The following is a 17,169-nucleotide window of genomic DNA, read 5'->3' as shown; positions in this document are numbered from 1 at the left end:
ATGAGTCTCCCTACTCGGTTGTAAAAACCAGTTCTTTTTTATCATCACTTTTTACGTGGACCGTATTTCCCTGCTGCAATTTACCACCTAAAAGCAATTCAGCGATAGGATCCTCCACCATTTTCTGAATAGCCCGCTTTAATGGACGTGCCCCATAGGAGAAATCCGTACCTTCCTTAACAATGACTTCATCAGCCCCTTTACTCCATGCTAATTGAACGCCCTTTTCCTGCAATCGTGCAGTTAAATCCTGCAGCAAAATCGCAACAATACGATGTAAATCATCCGTTGTCAGGGGTTTGAAAACAAGTATTTCATCAATACGATTCAAAAATTCCGGACGGAAAAACTTCTTCACATCGGCCAAAATTTCTTTTTTTGCCTCCGCAAATGCCATTTCTCTATCTTTTTCTTCATTTGTTGATGTAGTAAATCCCATGACCGGCTCACTCTTTTTTAAATAAGAGGCTCCTAAATTACTAGTCATGATAATAACTGTATTGCGAAAATCTACCGTACGACCCTTAGAATCAGTCAATCTTCCGTCATCTAGTACTTGTAAAAGCAAGTTAAAAAAGTCGCCATGTGCTTTTTCCACTTCATCAAACAAAATCACACTGTACGGTTTTTCACGAACCGCATCGGTAAGCTGACCGCCTTCATCATATCCAACATACCCCGGAGGCGCTCCGACGAGACGGGATACATTGTATTTTTCCATATACTCACTCATATCTATGCGAATCATCGCTTCATCGCTTCCAAAAAGTTGTCTTGCCAGCGTACGGGCCAATTCCGTCTTGCCTACCCCGCTGGGTCCTAAAAACAAGAATGAGCCAATCGGCCGCTTTACATCTTTCAAACCGGCGCGGGCACGACGTACAGCTTTAGCTACTGCTTCGACCGCTTCGTTTTGGCTAATGACACTCTTATGAAGCTCTTCCTCCAAATGAAGCAGTCTATGCGATTCCGTTTCCGTTAATTGTCGTACAGGAATACCCGTCCAATTGGAAACAACATCGGCAATATCTTCTTCTGTGACAACTAGTTTAGCATCATCCTGATGTTTTCTTTCCTTTTGAAGATTGGTAATTTCATCAGAAAGTTTTTTACCTTCATCCCGCAGTGCCGCACATTTTTCAAAATCTTCTCCAGCCAGAGCTGCTTCTTTTTCTTTAACAATATCAGCTAATTTCTTTTCCATCTTTTTAATATCCGGAGACGGTGAATATACCTTCATTCGAACTTTAGAAGCAGCTTCATCCATTACATCGATTGCTTTATCAGGGAGAAAGCGATCAGAAATATACCGATTCGAAAGTTTGACTGCCGCACGAACTGCATCATCCGTAATGCGAGCTTTATGAAATGCTTCATACCGGTCACGCAGACCAAATAAAATGGCAGTAGCATCATCCTCTGTCGGTTCACCTATAAGAACCGGTTGAAATCTGCGGGCTAAAGCAGCATCTTTTTCAATATGCTTTTTATATTCATCCAAAGTCGTAGCACCTATACATTGCAGTTCACCGCGGGCTAAAGCCGGCTTCAAGATATTCGCCGCATCCATCGTTCCTTCTACTGCGCCGGCTCCGATCAGTTGATGTAATTCGTCAATAAACAGAATTAAAGAAGTATCATTTTCAATCGTTTCAATAACTTTTTTTATCCGTTCTTCAAACTCACCGCGGTATTTTGTTCCTGCAACAAGGCTGGCCATATCTAGAGAAAAAATACGCTTATCCTTCAAAATATCGGGAACATTACCATTAATAATACGTTGTGCCAGACCCTCGGCAATTGCCGTTTTACCAACTCCAGGAGCACCAATAAGGACGGGATTATTTTTAGTGCGCCGACTGAGAATCTGAATAACCCGGTTAATTTCTTTTTCCCTACCGACAACGGGATCTATTTTGCCTTGCCGTGCCATATCATTTAAATCGCGCCCATAAGAAAAAATATCTTCATTGCCATAATTTCCATTTTCATCTTCTTCATTTGCATCAGACCGAATATTTCCCATAAACTCAGTCATCTTTTTCACAATAACATCCGGTTCTACATCCATGCTTTCAAAAATCTGCATAGCCATTCCAGTTCCTTCCCGCAAAAGTCCAAGAAGCAGATGTTCCGTACCAATATAATTAACTCCGAGACGATTTGCCTCCGATACAGCAAGTTCCAACGCACGTTTTGTCCGTGGGGTAAGTCCAAGTGCGGTAGGCTCCGTTATTCCAATCCCTACAAGCTGTTCCATCGTACGTGTTACATTTTCCGGAGTCATTCCCAATTGAGCCAGAACCTGACCAGCAATACCATCTTTTTCCAAAATCAGTCCCAATAGTATATGCTCTGTTCCTACATAATCATGGCGAAACTTACGTGCTACTTCCTGCGCATAGCGCAAAACATTTTTAGCTCCGTTAGTAAATCTATTATACATAGAGATCACTTCCCTCCCAATAAATACTGTAAATTATATCGCATAAGCGGCTAAAGTTTCACGCATTACGCTCGCCCGTCTTATACTTAAATCTTCTTCTCCCAGTTTTTCACCGCCGGCCGTATACTGCAAAAACGCCGGTTCCACGGAAGCCAGTAAGGATTCATACACCAAAGGACGTTCATGTACAATTCCCATATCAATGGCCAGCCGCAAATCGCTAGCCAGTCCAATAGCTTCCTGCTGACTCATAAGCCAGGCTTGGGACAGTACACCATAGGTCCTGCGCAATCTATCCTGCATTTCATTTTTATTATGTGTCCATAATAAATTTCTACAATTTTTTTCTTCTTGTACTACCTGTATAATAATTTTTTCCAATTGATCCAGTATGTCTGTTTCCGAAATTCCCAGGGTGACTTGATTTGTAATTTGAAATACATTTCCGATGGTTTCCCCCCGATCCCCATAAATTCCACAAACAACAAATCCTAACTTTGTAATTCCCTGGACAATACGGTTGACACGCTTCATCATAACCAATGCCGGTATATGAAGTGTCACTGCCGCAATAAGACCTGTACCGGCTTGTGCAGGACTGGCCGTTAAATAACCAAAGTCATCGCGAAAAGCAAAATTAAGTGAACTCTCCAATGAATCATCTACTTGAGATGCATCTTCCCAAACTCTTTTCAAATTGAACCCAGCAGCAGATGCATGAATACAAAAATGATCCGTTTCATTTACCATTACCGAAACAGCACCATCCTGCCGTAACAGCAGTCCACGATTTACCGGCTGTGATATGTGAGCTGCGGAAGAAAAATGTTTTTCTACGAGCAATTCCCTTTCTAAAGACGCTAATTCGGCTAATGACACAAATTCATAAACACCGCGGCCCAAAACATTAAGCCGGGGCATGCTCTTTTCTCCTTCCGAAAAAACGGCTGCTAGCTCTATATCAGACGCTCTATCGGGGAAAATATATTTTTTCAAATTACGGGAAAGACGCATGCGGCTGTCCAACACAATATCAGACATGGTACCGGAACCATCCTGCCAAGGTGCAAGAGGTGCAGAAAGTAAATCCTTCAGCATAATCATTCCTCCTTTTGTTCATCAATATGAGAAATTTTGCGTTCCAGCGCATGGATTTCATCGCGCACCGTAACAGCCTCTTCATACTTTTCTTCACGCACTAATTTTTGCAAATGCTGACGCAGTCGTTTAATTTGATTTACCGTCCGAAATACACCGGTTCCGCGATTGGGGACCTTGCCAACATGCTTCGTATGTCCGTGAATGCGCCGCATCAGCGGTGTTATTTCCTCTTTAAATACTTCATAACAATCTGGACAACCGAATTTCCCCAATCGGTTGAATTCGCTATACGTCATGCCGCAACTGGCACATCTCGGTTCTTCTGCAGAATGATCAGAATAATCAGGGTACGCCATTTTACGGAAAAAATCATTATCAATAATATTAAAATCACTGTGCCCTTTTAAATTTTCTTCTTTTTGGGCACACACACTGCATAAATGTATATCTGTACGTCGTCCATTTATAATTTTTGTAACATGAACAACGGCTTCCCTCTTTTTACAGCAATCACACAACATACTATTCATCCTCCTTTACGGAATCTACTGCAGCTCCAGATGTTTTAAAATGCGATGAATGACCGCATATCGCTGCCGTTCATCAACCTCCGCATAAAGTGCTTCAAAGGTATGATGCAGTAAGACGGCTTCTCTATTGGTAATAGTCTGCTGCCGAATCAATCGATATAGTAACGAATCCAAATCTGACAAAGAAATACTGGGAACCGGCAAACGTTCCTTCATAACCGCCGGTGTACGCTCAACTGGCTTAGTAGTTTTGCGTACAATACGCACAAAACCACCTGAACCACGACGTGATTCTACAATAAATCCCCGATCATAGGAAAACCGGGTACTCAAAACATAGCTTATTTGTGAAGGAGCACAATCAAGTTCCTCCGCCAATTCATTGCGTTTCAATATGATAATTTCTTCTTGGTCTTGCAATAATTTATGAAGAATCAGCTGCTCAATTTTATCTGCTAAATTACTCATCGTATCTCACCAACTTTTTATGTTTTAACCTTTTGACTTTTAAACTATCTTTATTATATTCGTCTTTTTGACTTTTTTCAACTATTTATTTTCTTATTGACATATTCATTTTTTTAATACTATAATATTAATTTAACATAGACACTTAAAAGGAGGATTGTTCATGCACAGCTTTTCCCATTTTTGGCGTATGTCAAGACATATATATCACCCCAGAAATTTTTCTGAAAACAAAAGAGCCTTCGCTTTTTTTATCCATAGTGCCGCACATCGAAACATGATGGAGGAATTTTACACTTTTTTTGACAATTACCCTCCCCTCACTGATTTTATTGAAAAAGAAAGAGACTTTCAAGAAGTCATGACTCGTGTTTTTTTATTTAAGAACTCTTCTATGCGTGACCGTTTAACCGCGGTAATTCATCATTTTAATATCGCACAAACTTTATTTTCTGACGAAACACTGCAGGACTTATATTTTGGAAAAGGAATTACTCTCTGGAAATCCGAAGATGAAAACTTCCCCTTAGATCTGCATCTGCAATTTCTCACCGGCCAGCGTAAGGAAGGCTTTCTGACCATGATGCTCCGCTATGAAGAAAAAAAAGTATATCAATTCAATTTCCGTTTTGATTATAATACAGAAGGTCATATCTCCTTATATGTCGGTACACTGCAGGGAACACCGCACGGTCTGAAAATAACAAAAATCCTAACAAAAAAACTTTTTGGGTACCGTCCCAAAAATATGATTTTGTACTTTATGCGTATCTTTATTCAAACATTAGGAATTGAAGATTTTTACGTTATTACCGACGAAGGGTTTTATACAAACAGTCATATTATTCGGGGAAATCGCTCTAAGAAAACCTTTTTTAATGATTTTTGGTTAGATGAAGGCGCCACTGCAGACCCCTACGAAAAGAATTTTTTCCGTATGCCTATCAAAGAAAAACGCCGTACTTATAATGAAATAAAATCGCAAAAACGTAACTTATTCCGCAAGCGCTATTTTCTAATGGATGAAATCATGCCCTCCTATATACAAGTAATTTATTCTATGCTCCGTCCCGGCTTTATGCCTTCTCCTTCGGCAATAGATGCAGCCTTGACAGAAAAAACCGCAGACTATGATCCGATTGGTGCACCCAAAGAATAATATAAAACACGGTCCTTTTCTTTTGGCGTATCTATCAGAAACGAAGAATCTTTCTTGCATTATAAAACCGGGTATAATTTGTACAGTATAATTGATGTTTTAACATACTTCAATTATACTGCGAAGAGGTCTCTTCGGGACCCCTTTTACTATATATTGTAAAAAATGGAACCCAGATTTCTCTGGGTTCCATTTTTTACAGAACTATATTGTTACAGCCCCTTTTACACATTAAATAACCGGTTGTACCTTAACGCAAACCGTTTATCTAGATAATTTCATCAAAATATTTTTTCTCACATTTTTTGCAGAAGCAGTTCCGGTAATCATCATAGCATCACTCAATTCCCGTTTAAACCCATCCAGCATGATTTTAACACCTTCAGCTCCGCCGCCAATAGCTCCCCATGCTGCGGGGCGTCCGATAAGACAAGCATCAGCTCCAAGCGCTAGCATTTTCAAAACATCTTCCCCACTGCGAATGCCGCCATCGACAAAAATGGTAAGTTTTCCCTTAACAGCAGACGCTATTTCCGGCAATACATCGGCTGTACCCGCCATACCATCCAAAATGCGTCCGCCATGATTGCTGACCACGATTCCCTTTGCTCCTGCCTCTACACAGGCAAGTGCTTCTTCCTTAGACATAACGCCCTTTACAATAAACGGAATCGCAACAGAATCGGCTATTTTTTTGATACTGGCAACACTCTTAGGTCCCACAGGCTGACCAAAAATACGCATATTAATTAACGTTGCTGCATCAATATCACTGGCAACAGCCGGTGCTCCGGCTTCTTCCGCCAATTTGGCTTTTTCTATAATTGCTTCATCATCACGTGGTTTAATGGTAGGAATAACCAAGCCCGGATGTGCTTTACAAGCACGAATTCCAGAAGCATACATATACGCTGCACCGCTATCGCCGGTAAAAGCAATCGTTCCAGCATCGATAGCGCCTTGTGTAACTGCATCACAGTACTCTTCTTCTACTTTCTGCGGATCGCCCTCCACCTTAGCATTCAAAACAATTCCACCTACGGGTGCCACCAATACAGGCAGAGAAAGAGTGTGACCAAAAATCTCCGTACGTGTGTCAGGCTCTTCGATTCCCGCCATACTGCGCATGATAAGTCCATACTCCTTTAGTGATTCTACATTACGCATGAAGGAACGACCGGTACGCAAACCACCGAATCCAGGAATCTGCCCGCGACAGGCTAACCCATTGCATTCAGGGCAAACATGACAGCCCTTCATTTTCTTTCGTGCATTTTCCATTACTTCTTTCTTCTCCATCTATACTACCTCCTTAAATGCTCATGACAACAACAGACCCTTATTCCTTGCTGTACACGCAAAAAATCTTCTTCCTTGAAGTATATCACGGAAGAAGATTTTTTACATCATTGATTGTTAAAATTAGTCCATTTTAACAAATTCACTTTTACCGGCACCACAAGTCGGACATACCCAATCTTCCGGTAAATCGGCAAATTTTGTACCTGCAGCAATACCGGCATCGGCATCACCTTTTTCTTCTTCATAAATGTAACCACAGATACTGCATTCGTATTTGTCCATCGTATATTACCTCCTAAAATCAATATTAATAAATCCCAATTAAATGAGATTATTAAGGCAAATCAAAATTAGACTTTACCGCTGTAACCAAATCCTGCAAATACTGCACACGATCCTGAATCCGTTCACGCAGTTCTGGAATCAGACCTACACCACGTGTGGTAATCGTATAAAAACGCTTGCCTCTCGTATCAGGATTATCCCATTTTCCAGAAATATATCCGCCGTCTTCCAACGTTCGCAATACCGGGTAGAGCGCGTTAGGATTCGGTTTGTACAAATCTTTAGTCATTTCCTTCATGCGTTCACGAATATGATTGCCATATGTCGGCGACTCTTCTAAAATAGTTAAAACATACAGAGCCACGAATAAGCGGTTCCATGTCTTAACCGATGTATCCGTAAAACATACTTTTTCTTCCATTTTCACCATAAGCAATCCCCCCTCAAGAATTCTATAGTACATGGAAAAGATCAATATATAACCAAGCTTTATCTATGAAATCCCCCATTTCAAATGATTAGATCCAGTTTGATTAATTATATGAACTTTGATTTATATCATATCATGAACAATCTATTTTGGCAATATTCTTAAATCATAGAACCTGCATTTCCTGATTTTTACGAAATATTCAATCTATTAATATACATATCTTTCATTCTCTTTTATGAATAACTATAATAAAAATATTTTTACTTTCAAGACTTTACAATTTTACGTTTTTCGTCAGTCCCCAATCGAAAAAAATAATATACATTTTCAGCAGCCTCTTTTGTCATTCCCGGCACAGACGCTAATTCTTGAACCGATGCCTGTTTCATATCGTTCAATGTTTTAAACGACTGCCACAAAGCTTTGCGACGTTTCGGTCCAATGCCTTCAATATGGTCCAAAATAGAAACAAGATTGCGCTTTCCCCGTAAGTTCCGATGATAGGTAATGGCAAAACGGTGTGCTTCATCCCGAATAGACTGCAGCAGTTGTAATTCGGGGGTATGATGATCAAGAACAATGGAGTCATTACGACCTTCAACAAATACTTCTTCAATCCGTTTAGCCAAACTAATGACAGTGGCTTCGGCACCCGCTTCGCGAATAACCGGCAAGGCGGCATGAAGTTGTCCTTTTCCCCCATCGATCACAATAAGATCAGGCAGCGGCCATGTCTTTTCTCCATAACGTCGGTGCATGATTTCCGCCATAGAAGCAAAATCATCGGGTTTTCCTTGTACGGTTTTCAGTTTAAAACGCCGATATTCTTTTTTGGCCGGCCGTCCATTTTCAAAGACAACCATGGAAGCAACGGTTTCAGCCCCTTGTGTATGTGAAATGTCAAAACACTCCATACGTTCCGGCAGACAAGGCAAATCGAGCACTCGTGCCAAGGCTTCTACAGCACCGCTGGTTTTATCTCTATCATGCTGCCACTGAAGCCGGCGTTGTTCTACAAGAAGTTTGGCATTTTCTTCCGCCATGTTCAATAATTGTCGTTTTGTTCCTCTTTGCGGCACAAGGATAGACACGGTTTGTCCCTTCTGTTCACTTAACCGCCGTTCAAAATTATTCTTATCTTCAATAGCACCGACTATAATTTCGCCGGGAATAAAGGATTGCCCCACATAATACTGATCCAATACCGCCGCGGTCAATGATTCTCGTCGTTCATCACCACCATTTTCTAAACTGAAAGTTTCTCTTCCCAGAAGCTTTCCACCACGGACAGTATATATCTGCACACATATTTGCCCAGCCTCATTAGCAAAGCCGATTACATCCATATCGCCGCTGTGGATAACAACATTCTGCTGGGATTGAAGGATTTTCAATGCCTCTAGCTGATCTCTGAAAACAGCGGCTTTTTCAAATTCCATTTTTTGTGCTGCCGTTTCCATCTGTGCTTGCAAATCACGCGGCATGCTTGTATCACGACCTTCCAATACATCTACTGCCCGCTGCACTAAAAGGGCATAATCTTTTTTTGTAATATAATGAACGCAAGGCGCTTTGCAATGCCCCAAATGGTATTGCAGGCAAGGCCGGTTCACTTTCATAGACCGGCAGGTTCTGAGACAAAAAACAGTCTGCATCAGTTTAAGCACACGATGTACTGCCCCGGCATCCGCAAAGGGTCCCAAATAACGTGCTCCATCACGGAGAATACGGCGTGTCATGCAGATTCGGGGATATTCTTCCTGCAGCGTAACCTTGATGTACGGATATGTCTTATCATCACGCAGCATGATATTGTACCGGGGATGATGTTCTTTGATCAGCGTATTTTCTAAAATCAAAGCTTCCATTTCCGATGCCACCACAATGGTTTCCAAATCAACAGCATGATTCATCATAGCAGCGACCTTAACCGCTCTATTAGAATCGTTACGAACATAACTTTTAACACGGTTGCGCAAATTAACGGCTTTCCCGACATAAATGATGCGCCCTGACACATCCTTCCATAAATAAACACCGGGAGAGGTCGTAAGTGTATTAATTTTTTCCAGTACAGCTTCACTGACAGCCATGTTTATCTTCCTTTCGCCATTAACTTTCCGGTTCGTTCCAAGACAGGCTTAAGAAATTGTCCCGTATAAGATTCCTTTACTTTGCAAATATCTTCCGGTGTCCCCGTAGCAACGACAGTACCACCGCCGTAACCACCTTCAGGCCCCAGATCAATAATATAATCAGCCACCTTGATAACGTCCAGATTATGTTCGATTACAACAACCGTATCGCCGCCATCAACCAGAAGCTGCAGCACTTCCATCAGTTTATGTATATCTGCCGTGTGAAGACCGGTTGTCGGTTCATCGAGAATATATAAGGTCCGTCCGGTACTGCGTTTAGACAATTCGGTTGCTAGTTTGACCCGCTGCGCTTCCCCACCCGACAAAGTGGTCGCCGGTTGCCCCAGTCGTATATATCCCAGGCCCACATCTTGCAACGTTTGAAGTTTTCTTCCAATCCGAGGAATATTAGCAAAAAAATCCACACTTTCATCAATCGTCATATCAAGAACTTGCGAAATATTTTTTCCTTTATACTTTACCTCCAGCGTCTCTCTGTTATATCGCGCACCATGACACACTTCACAGGGTACATATACATCCGGCAAAAAATTCATTTCAATTCGGATAATACCATCTCCGCGGCAGGCTTCACAACGGCCGCCTTTAACATTGAAACTGAATCGTCCGGATTTGTAACCGCGGATTTTAGCTTCTGCCGTCTGACTGTATAATTGGCGAATAAAATCAAACACGCCTGTATAAGTAGCTGGGTTGGATCGCGGAGTTCTCCCGATAGGAGATTGGTCAATATTAATAATTTTGTCAATATATTCAGTTCCTTTAATTGCTTTGAATGCTCCCGGTCTGTGCGGAGTACCATAAACAGCTTCTGCCATCCCTTTATACAATATTTCGTTTACTAATGTTGATTTTCCCGAACCGGATACTCCGGTAACAACAGTCAAGGTACCTACGGGAAAAGACACGTTTATATTTTTTAAATTATGTTCTGCCGCACCTATAACGTCAATAAAATTACCGTTGCCAGCACGACGTTTTTCCGGCAGCGGAATAAACTTTGTTCCTTTGAGATATTGACCGGTAAGTGACTCTGGACACGCCATAATATCTTCCGCTGTTCCCTGAGCTACAATGCGTCCGCCTTTTTCTCCGGCCTCCGGTCCAATATCAAGAATATAATCCGCCATACGCATGGTATCTTCGTCATGCTCAACAACAATCAGCGTATTTCCTAAATCACGGAGATTTCGCAGTGCATCAAGAAGTTTATCATTATCACGCTGATGAAGTCCGATCGATGGTTCATCTAAAATATACAACACCCCGACAAGACCCGAACCGATTTGAGTTGCCAAACGGATACGCTGTGCTTCTCCGCCGGAAAGAGTACCCGCCGTACGAGAAAGCGTAAGATATTCCAATCCTACAGTCCGAAGAAATTCTAACCGGGCTTTGATTTCCTTTACTATCTGCCGGGCTATCAGCTGCTGCTTGTTATTCAGCTGTACTTCATTAAAAAAACGAATCATATCCGCTACGGTATATTCCGTGAGTTCATGAATATTAAGACCGCCAATTTTAATAGCCAGCGCTTCCGGACGCAAGCGAGCTCCATGACAAGTCGTGCAAGGCTTTACCGTCATAAATTGTTCAAACTGATCTCTCATCATGTCGGAAGATGCTTCACGATGACGCCTTCGTATCATCGGAACCACTCCTTCAAACTGTGTGGTAAATGTTTTTATTTCACCATGCATATTTTCATATTCAAACGTGCATAAATCCTCCGAACCGTATAAAAGGGATTTCTGCAGATCGTTCGGCAGGTCATTGAAGCAATTATCCAATGTATATCCTTTAGGATGAAGAAGGCCCCCCAATTGGCGCAAAAACCAAGAGTTAGGATTACTGCTGAGTGCGGCCACACCGCCATCGGCAAAAGGAATATTTTTATCGGGAATGACTAATTTTTCATCTACCTCCATCGTACTGCCGATACCAGTACAAGCAGGACAAGCTCCAAACGGACTATTGAAGGAAAACAAATGCGGTTCGATTTCCGGCAGGCTGATATGACAGTCTGGGCAGGCAAAGTGTTGACTATAGGTAAGTATTTCATTATTTACAACGCGAAGTATATGAACAATACCAGAACTCAATTTACACGCTGTTTCCAGAGAATCTGTCAGGCGGGAAACAACATCCGCCTTGATAACCAGTCGATCAACAATAACTTCAATCGTATGCTTTTTATTTTTATCTACGGGAATATCATCGGATAAAAGATATACACTGCCATCTACACGGACACGCACATATCCTTCTTTTACCAAAGAAGCCAACACCTTCTGATGCGTCCCCTTGCGTCCCTCAACAACCGGGGCCATAACCATAATTTTTTCGCCTTCACCCAACGTCATAATAGCATCGGTCATCTGTTCGACAGACTGCTGACGGATAGGTTTTCCGCATTGGGGACAAAACGCTTCTCCCGCCCGGGCATACAGCAAACGCAGGTAATCATATATTTCAGTTACCGTCCCCACCGTAGACCTGGGATTCCGGCTCGTGGTCTTCTGATCAATAGAAATAGCCGGCGATAACCCTTCAATATAGTCTACATCCGGTTTATCCATCTGTCCCAAAAATTGCCGGGCATATGCCGACAAAGATTCCACATACCGTCTCTGCCCTTCGGCATAGATAGTATCAAAAGCCAGAGATGATTTTCCCGAACCGGAAAGTCCCGTAAAAACAACAAGTTTATCGCGAGGTATTTTTACACTAATGTTCTTAAGATTATGCTGTCTCGCGCCTTTAATCGTAATATATGCATCACTCATATTTTTTCCTCTATTTTTTTAATTTACTGTTCCTTCTGTTTTTTGCTTTTTCTTCAGAAGTAAGCATTGATTTTCGGCTCCTGTCCGGCCGCCGTATTTTACGTTGATACCGGGCAGATGGCATATCTTCTGTCTGAAATTCCTTCGGAATTGTATCATCATGCTGTAGTCCGGCTAGCTGTCGGCGCAGAATTCCCAACCGATCCCGTAATTCTGCCGCCTTTTCAAATTCCAAATTTTTAGAAGCTTTTTTCATCTGCTGCGTTATTGTAGAAATAACCTTGAATAGTGCCGCTGTCGTCAGCGGTTTTTCATTTCCCTTATAGGCTTTGCTATTCTCAGCTACTTTTGTCAATTCAATCAAATCAACCACATCTTTTTTAATCGACACCGGAGTAACATGATTCTTTTTATTATACTCATCTTGAACTTTGCGTCGCCGCTGCGTCTCATCAATAGCCCTGCTCATAGAACCGGTAATCGTATCTGCATACATGATGACCGTTCCATGGACATTACGAGCAGCTCGTCCCATAGTCTGAATCAATGAGGTATCAGATCGCAGGAACCCTTCCTTATCCGCGTCGAGAATTGCAACTAAAGATACTTCCGGCATGTCAAGACCTTCACGAAGAAGATTAATACCGACAAGTACGTCAAATACTCCCGCCCTGAGGTCCCGGATGATTTCCGTCCGTTCGATAGTAGCAACATCAGAATGAAGATATCTAACAAGTATGCCCATTTCCTTAAGATAATCCGTCAAATCCTCTGCCATTTTCTTTGTCAAAGTAGTTACAAGAACACGTTCATGCACAGCCGTACGCATACGTATTTCACTAAGCAGATCGTCTATCTGCCCCTGTATAGGCCGCACTTCTACCTGCGGATCAAGAAGTCCCGTAGGACGGATGATTTGCTGTGCCAAATTCGTTTGTACTCCCATTTCGTATTCTCCGGGAGTTGCACTGACATAAATAATTTGATTAATGCGCTCTACGAATTCTTCAAACTGCAACGGTCGGTTATCCAAAGCGGACGGCAGGCGAAATCCGTACTCAATAAGAGCCTGCTTGCGAGACCGGTCTCCGGCATACATCGCCCGCAATTGAGGCAGTGTAACATGTGATTCATCTACCATGATAAGAAAATCATCAGGAAAATAGTCAAGCAATGTGTACGGAGCCTGCCCAGCTTCCCGACCGGACAAATGTCGGGAATAATTTTCGATTCCCGAACAATATCCCATTTCCTGCATCATTTCCATATCATAATTGGTTCTTTGTTCCAGTCGCTGTGCTTCTAAAAGTTTATCCTCCGACCGCAGTTCCTTCAATCGAAGCTGCAGTTCCTGATCAATCGTTTCCAAGGCACGTGCCATTTTTTCATGAGTCGTAACATAATGACTAGCCGGATAAATTGCCACATGACTGCGTTCGTTTATAACTTCTCCGGTAAGTAAGTCGACCTCTGTCAACCGATCGATTTCATCGCCGAACATTTCCACCCGAACAACTTTGTCATCAAAGGCTGCCGGAAATATTTCTATTGTATCCCCATGCACCCGAAATGTACCGCGCTGCAGTTCCAAGTCATTTCGCGTATATTGTATATCAACAAGTTTGTGCAAGATATCCGACTGTGATTTTGTCTGTCCCAGCCGAAGAGATAAAACAAGTTCACTATAATCTTCCGGATCACCTAATCCATAAATGCACGATACAGATGCTACAATAATAACATCCCGCCGTTCAAACAAACTCATCGTTGCCGAGTGGCGAAGCTTATCAATTTCATCATTGATAGATGCATCTTTTTCTATGTATGTATCCGTTGTAGCAATATAAGCTTCCGGTTGATAATAATCATAGTAACTGACAAAATACGCCACTTCGTTATCCGGAAAAAAAGCTTTAAACTCACTGCACAACTGCGCTGCCAAAGTCTTATTATGGGCAATCACAAGTGTCGGTTTCTGCACCGCTTCGATGACCTTGGCCATCGTAAAAGTCTTACCTGTTCCAGTAGCACCAAGAAGAACTTGAGCCCATTGCCCGCCTGTAATTCCCTTTACCAAAGATTCAATCGCTTCCGGTTGATCCCCCATGGGCTCATACGGGGCAACAACGCGGAACGGTGTCGTTGTATTATAATCTTTATTACGATGATTCTGAATATCCATACGGCCCCCCGCATCCAGTAAATAATAACTATTATTTGTAGTACGTTTAGTATAGCATAGGTCCGAACATATGTACAGTATGAAAAAAACAGCAAAAATATATGTGAAAAAACCCCTCTGTTATCTCCGGCAAATAAAATACTCTACCAAAAATAACAGAGAGGTCCTCTTTATATAAAAGAAATGCATCCTTTTTCTTTTCTTACATATCGCGTTTTCGTCGCTACATTAATTTTTATAATCTATTTAGCCATTAATTGTGCTACTTTGTTGGCAAAAGCAATAAGATCATCCGGCAAAATACCCTCGATAAGCAAAGCCTGATCATAAAGCATCGTACAATACTCTTTGAAATCTGCAGAATCTTTGCCGCCCGTATGTAAATTCTGCAAGCGGGCAAACAAATCATGATGCGGATTAATTTCCAAAATACGTTTTGCCTTGAGCATTGGATTGTTGGCACCGGCAAAAGCTTGTTCCATCGCAATACTGGGACCCGCTTCATCAGCAACAAGGCAGACTGCTCCGGATTTCAAACGATTTGTAAGTTTGACATCAGAAACCTTATCTCCCAAAGCTTCCTTTATATCTTTAATAAGATCTTCATTGGTCTTAGACAGTGTTTCCGTTTCCTTCTTTGCTTCCTGTGATTCCACATCATCCAAATCAAGATCACCGCGGCTGATCGAGTGGAATTGTTTTCCTGCATACTCACGAATGCCTTCCAATGCAAATTCATCTACCGGATCAAGCATGTACAATACTTCAATACCTTTATCCCGAAGCAATTCCATCTGTGGCATCTGGTCAATAGTTTCCTTGTCCTTACCAGAAGCATAATATATTTTTTTCTGGTTTTCAGGCATACGATCACAATATTCTTTGATCGTACAAAGTTTTCCATCTTTAGACGAGGTGAATAAAAGTAAATCTTTCAATTGATCCACTTTATTTTCTCCGGAAACTAGGCTGTTGTAAATGCCAATTTTTAAAGACTTTCCATACTCAGCCCAGAATTTTTCGTATTTTTCACGATCTTTTTGCAATGTCCGTTCCAATGTCTTAAGAATATTTTTTTCCAAATTTCTGCCGATAAGTTTCAATTCCCGGCTTTGCTGCAGCAACTCACGTGAAATATTTAATGATAGATCCGGAGAATCAACAAGCCCTTTGACAAAACGCAGATAATCCGGCAGAAGATCCTTGCATTTATCCATAATAAATACGTGCCGTGAATAAAGCTGGATTCCCGGTTCATAATCACTATAATAAAGATTAAACGGTGCATGAGCCGGAATATATAGCAATGCAGTATACTCTACCGTACCTTCAACCTTTGTATGGAAAATTTCCATAGGATCTTCCCATTCAAAAAATTGATGTTTGAAGAAATCCGTATACTCTTCCTTCTTGATATCAGATTTGTTGCGAGTCCACAAAGGCTGCATGGAATTCAGCGTCCGTTCCTCATTGCGCTTAGTTTTTTCAGCCCCTTCGATAGGTTTTCCATCTGCATCTTTAGGCGTTTCTTCAATAACGAAATTCATTTTTACAGGGTACCGGATATAGTCAGAATACTTTTTAACAAGCTCCTGCAATTTATAGCGATCCGTATAATTTTCTTCCGATTTTTCACCATAAAATCCTTGTGATAATGTCAGTATAATCGTCGTTCCGTGTTTTTCTTTTTCACAAGCTTCAATGCTGTATTTTCCATCGCCAGCCGATTCCCAGCGCACAGCTTCTGTTTCTCCTGCTTTCCGAGTAATGATGGTTACGTTATCAGCTACCATAAAAGCAGAATAAAATCCGACGCCAAATTGGCCGATCATTTCTTTATCTGTAATTTCCGTATCCGATTCACGTGCTTCCTTCAACTTAGCCAAAAAAGCTTTTGTCCCGGATTTAGCGATAGTTCCAATATCCTCAATAACTTCCTTACGATTCATACCAATTCCATTATCAGAAATTGTCAAGGTATGATTCTGTTCATCCGGCACTAAATGAATTTCAAAATTTGCATCCCCTTCTAATAACTCATTATTTGTCAAAGACTCAAAATGCAGTTTATCAATGGCATCTGATGCATTGGAAATAAGTTCACGAAGAAATATTTCGTGGTTCGTATAAATAGAATGGACCATAAGATCCAATAATTGCTGTGTTTCTGCTTGAAATTCAAACGTTTCTTTCGCCATGTAAATCTACTCCTTTATATTATATTTAGCACTCCATTTGCCTGAGTGCTAATCTCACATATCTATCATACAACAAAAAGTCAAAAAGTCAATAGAAATAGTATTGCAGAACAAAAGCAG

General features: G+C 41.4%; 12 protein-coding genes. 1 reads left to right on the top strand and 11 read right to left on the bottom strand.

Annotation, left to right across the window (positions count from 1 at the left end; all coding sequences use genetic code 11):
• Nucleotides 1-10: 10 nt before the first annotated feature.
• From NXG62_RS00060 to NXG62_RS00045, 4 genes are read right to left on the bottom strand one after another with little or no spacing between them, the layout of a single operon-like run.
• Nucleotides 11-2,446 (bottom strand): ATP-dependent Clp protease ATP-binding subunit, encoded by a 2,436-nt coding sequence (locus NXG62_RS00060; protein ID WP_427113033.1) that lies wholly within the window; start codon nt 2,444-2,446, stop codon nt 11-13.
• Between the two features lie 33 nt (nt 2,447-2,479).
• The gene (locus NXG62_RS00055; protein WP_427113032.1) at nt 2,480-3,544 is read right to left on the bottom strand and encodes an ATP--guanido phosphotransferase; all 1,065 of its coding nucleotides are present in this window, start codon (nt 3,542-3,544) and stop codon (nt 2,480-2,482) included.
• A gap of 2 nt (nt 3,545-3,546) precedes the next feature.
• Nucleotides 3,547-4,068, bottom strand: a complete 522-nt coding sequence (locus NXG62_RS00050; RefSeq protein ID WP_427113031.1) for a UvrB/UvrC motif-containing protein — start codon at nt 4,066-4,068, stop codon at nt 3,547-3,549.
• A 24-nt stretch (nt 4,069-4,092) separates the two neighbouring features.
• Entirely contained in the window at nt 4,093-4,545 is a 453-nt protein-coding gene (locus NXG62_RS00045; RefSeq protein ID WP_427113030.1) for a CtsR family transcriptional regulator, read from the bottom strand.
• A 163-nt stretch (nt 4,546-4,708) separates the two neighbouring features.
• Here NXG62_RS00045 and NXG62_RS00040 point away from each other — a divergent pair, with 163 nt between their 5' ends.
• A complete protein-coding gene (locus tag NXG62_RS00040; protein WP_427113029.1) occupies nt 4,709-5,704 on the top strand; it encodes a DUF535 family protein in 996 nt (331 codons plus the stop codon).
• A 264-nt stretch (nt 5,705-5,968) separates the two neighbouring features.
• Here the strand turns inward: NXG62_RS00040 and NXG62_RS00035 are convergent, their stop codons facing one another.
• The 7 genes from NXG62_RS00035 to htpG form a co-directional block, all read right to left on the bottom strand.
• On the bottom strand, nt 5,969-7,003 hold the full coding sequence (locus NXG62_RS00035; protein ID WP_427113028.1) for an alpha-hydroxy-acid oxidizing protein: 1,035 nt from the start codon (nt 7,001-7,003) through the stop codon (nt 5,969-5,971).
• A gap of 123 nt (nt 7,004-7,126) precedes the next feature.
• Entirely contained in the window at nt 7,127-7,288 is a 162-nt protein-coding gene (locus NXG62_RS00030; protein ID WP_322351535.1) for a rubredoxin, read from the bottom strand.
• Nucleotides 7,289-7,340: 52 nt separating this feature from the next.
• Nucleotides 7,341-7,721 (bottom strand): PadR family transcriptional regulator, encoded by a 381-nt coding sequence (locus tag NXG62_RS00025; protein WP_176762812.1) that lies wholly within the window; start codon nt 7,719-7,721, stop codon nt 7,341-7,343.
• A 269-nt stretch (nt 7,722-7,990) separates the two neighbouring features.
• The gene (gene uvrC, locus NXG62_RS00020; protein WP_427113027.1) at nt 7,991-9,817 is read right to left on the bottom strand and encodes an excinuclease ABC subunit UvrC; all 1,827 of its coding nucleotides are present in this window, start codon (nt 9,815-9,817) and stop codon (nt 7,991-7,993) included.
• A 2-nt stretch (nt 9,818-9,819) separates the two neighbouring features.
• Nucleotides 9,820-12,669 carry an excinuclease ABC subunit UvrA gene (gene uvrA, locus NXG62_RS00015; RefSeq protein ID WP_427113026.1) on the bottom strand — a complete coding sequence of 950 codons (2,850 nt, stop codon included), beginning with the start codon at nt 12,667-12,669 and terminating at the stop codon, nt 9,820-9,822.
• Nucleotides 12,670-12,679: 10 nt separating this feature from the next.
• Complete coding sequence (gene uvrB, locus NXG62_RS00010) at nt 12,680-14,851, bottom strand: excinuclease ABC subunit UvrB (protein WP_427113025.1); 2,172 nt, start codon at nt 14,849-14,851, stop codon at nt 12,680-12,682.
• 242 nt (nt 14,852-15,093) lie between these two features.
• Nucleotides 15,094-17,049, bottom strand: coding sequence for a molecular chaperone HtpG (htpG, locus tag NXG62_RS00005; protein WP_427113024.1), 1,956 nt, complete (start codon nt 17,047-17,049; stop codon nt 15,094-15,096).
• Nucleotides 17,050-17,169 lie beyond the last annotated feature (120 nt).

The organism is Megasphaera sueciensis (assembly GCF_050219315.1).
Classification (GTDB): domain Bacteria; phylum Bacillota; class Negativicutes; order Veillonellales; family Megasphaeraceae; genus Megasphaera_A; species Megasphaera_A sueciensis.
This window is presented reverse-complemented; position numbering and strand designations above follow the sequence as displayed.

Coding starts and splice junctions, on each gene's coding strand:
- NXG62_RS00035 (WP_427113028.1), bottom strand. CDS start 7,003: ATGGAGAAGAAAGAAGTAATGGAAAATGCACGAAAGAAAATGAAGGGC.
- NXG62_RS00025 (WP_176762812.1), bottom strand. CDS start 7,721: ATGGTGAAAATGGAAGAAAAAGTATGTTTTACGGATACATCGGTTAAG.
- NXG62_RS00055 (WP_427113032.1), bottom strand. CDS start 3,544: ATGCTGAAGGATTTACTTTCTGCACCTCTTGCACCTTGGCAGGATGGT.
- NXG62_RS00040 (WP_427113029.1), top strand. CDS start 4,709: ATGCACAGCTTTTCCCATTTTTGGCGTATGTCAAGACATATATATCAC.
- uvrA (WP_427113026.1), bottom strand. CDS start 12,669: ATGAGTGATGCATATATTACGATTAAAGGCGCGAGACAGCATAATCTT.
- uvrB (WP_427113025.1), bottom strand. CDS start 14,851: ATGGATATTCAGAATCATCGTAATAAAGATTATAATACAACGACACCG.
- NXG62_RS00050 (WP_427113031.1), bottom strand. CDS start 4,068: ATGTTGTGTGATTGCTGTAAAAAGAGGGAAGCCGTTGTTCATGTTACA.
- NXG62_RS00030 (WP_322351535.1), bottom strand. CDS start 7,288: ATGGACAAATACGAATGCAGTATCTGTGGTTACATTTATGAAGAAGAA.
- htpG (WP_427113024.1), bottom strand. CDS start 17,049: ATGGCGAAAGAAACGTTTGAATTTCAAGCAGAAACACAGCAATTATTG.
- NXG62_RS00060 (WP_427113033.1), bottom strand. CDS start 2,446: ATGTATAATAGATTTACTAACGGAGCTAAAAATGTTTTGCGCTATGCG.
- uvrC (WP_427113027.1), bottom strand. CDS start 9,817: ATGGCTGTCAGTGAAGCTGTACTGGAAAAAATTAATACACTTACGACC.
- NXG62_RS00045 (WP_427113030.1), bottom strand. CDS start 4,545: ATGAGTAATTTAGCAGATAAAATTGAGCAGCTGATTCTTCATAAATTA.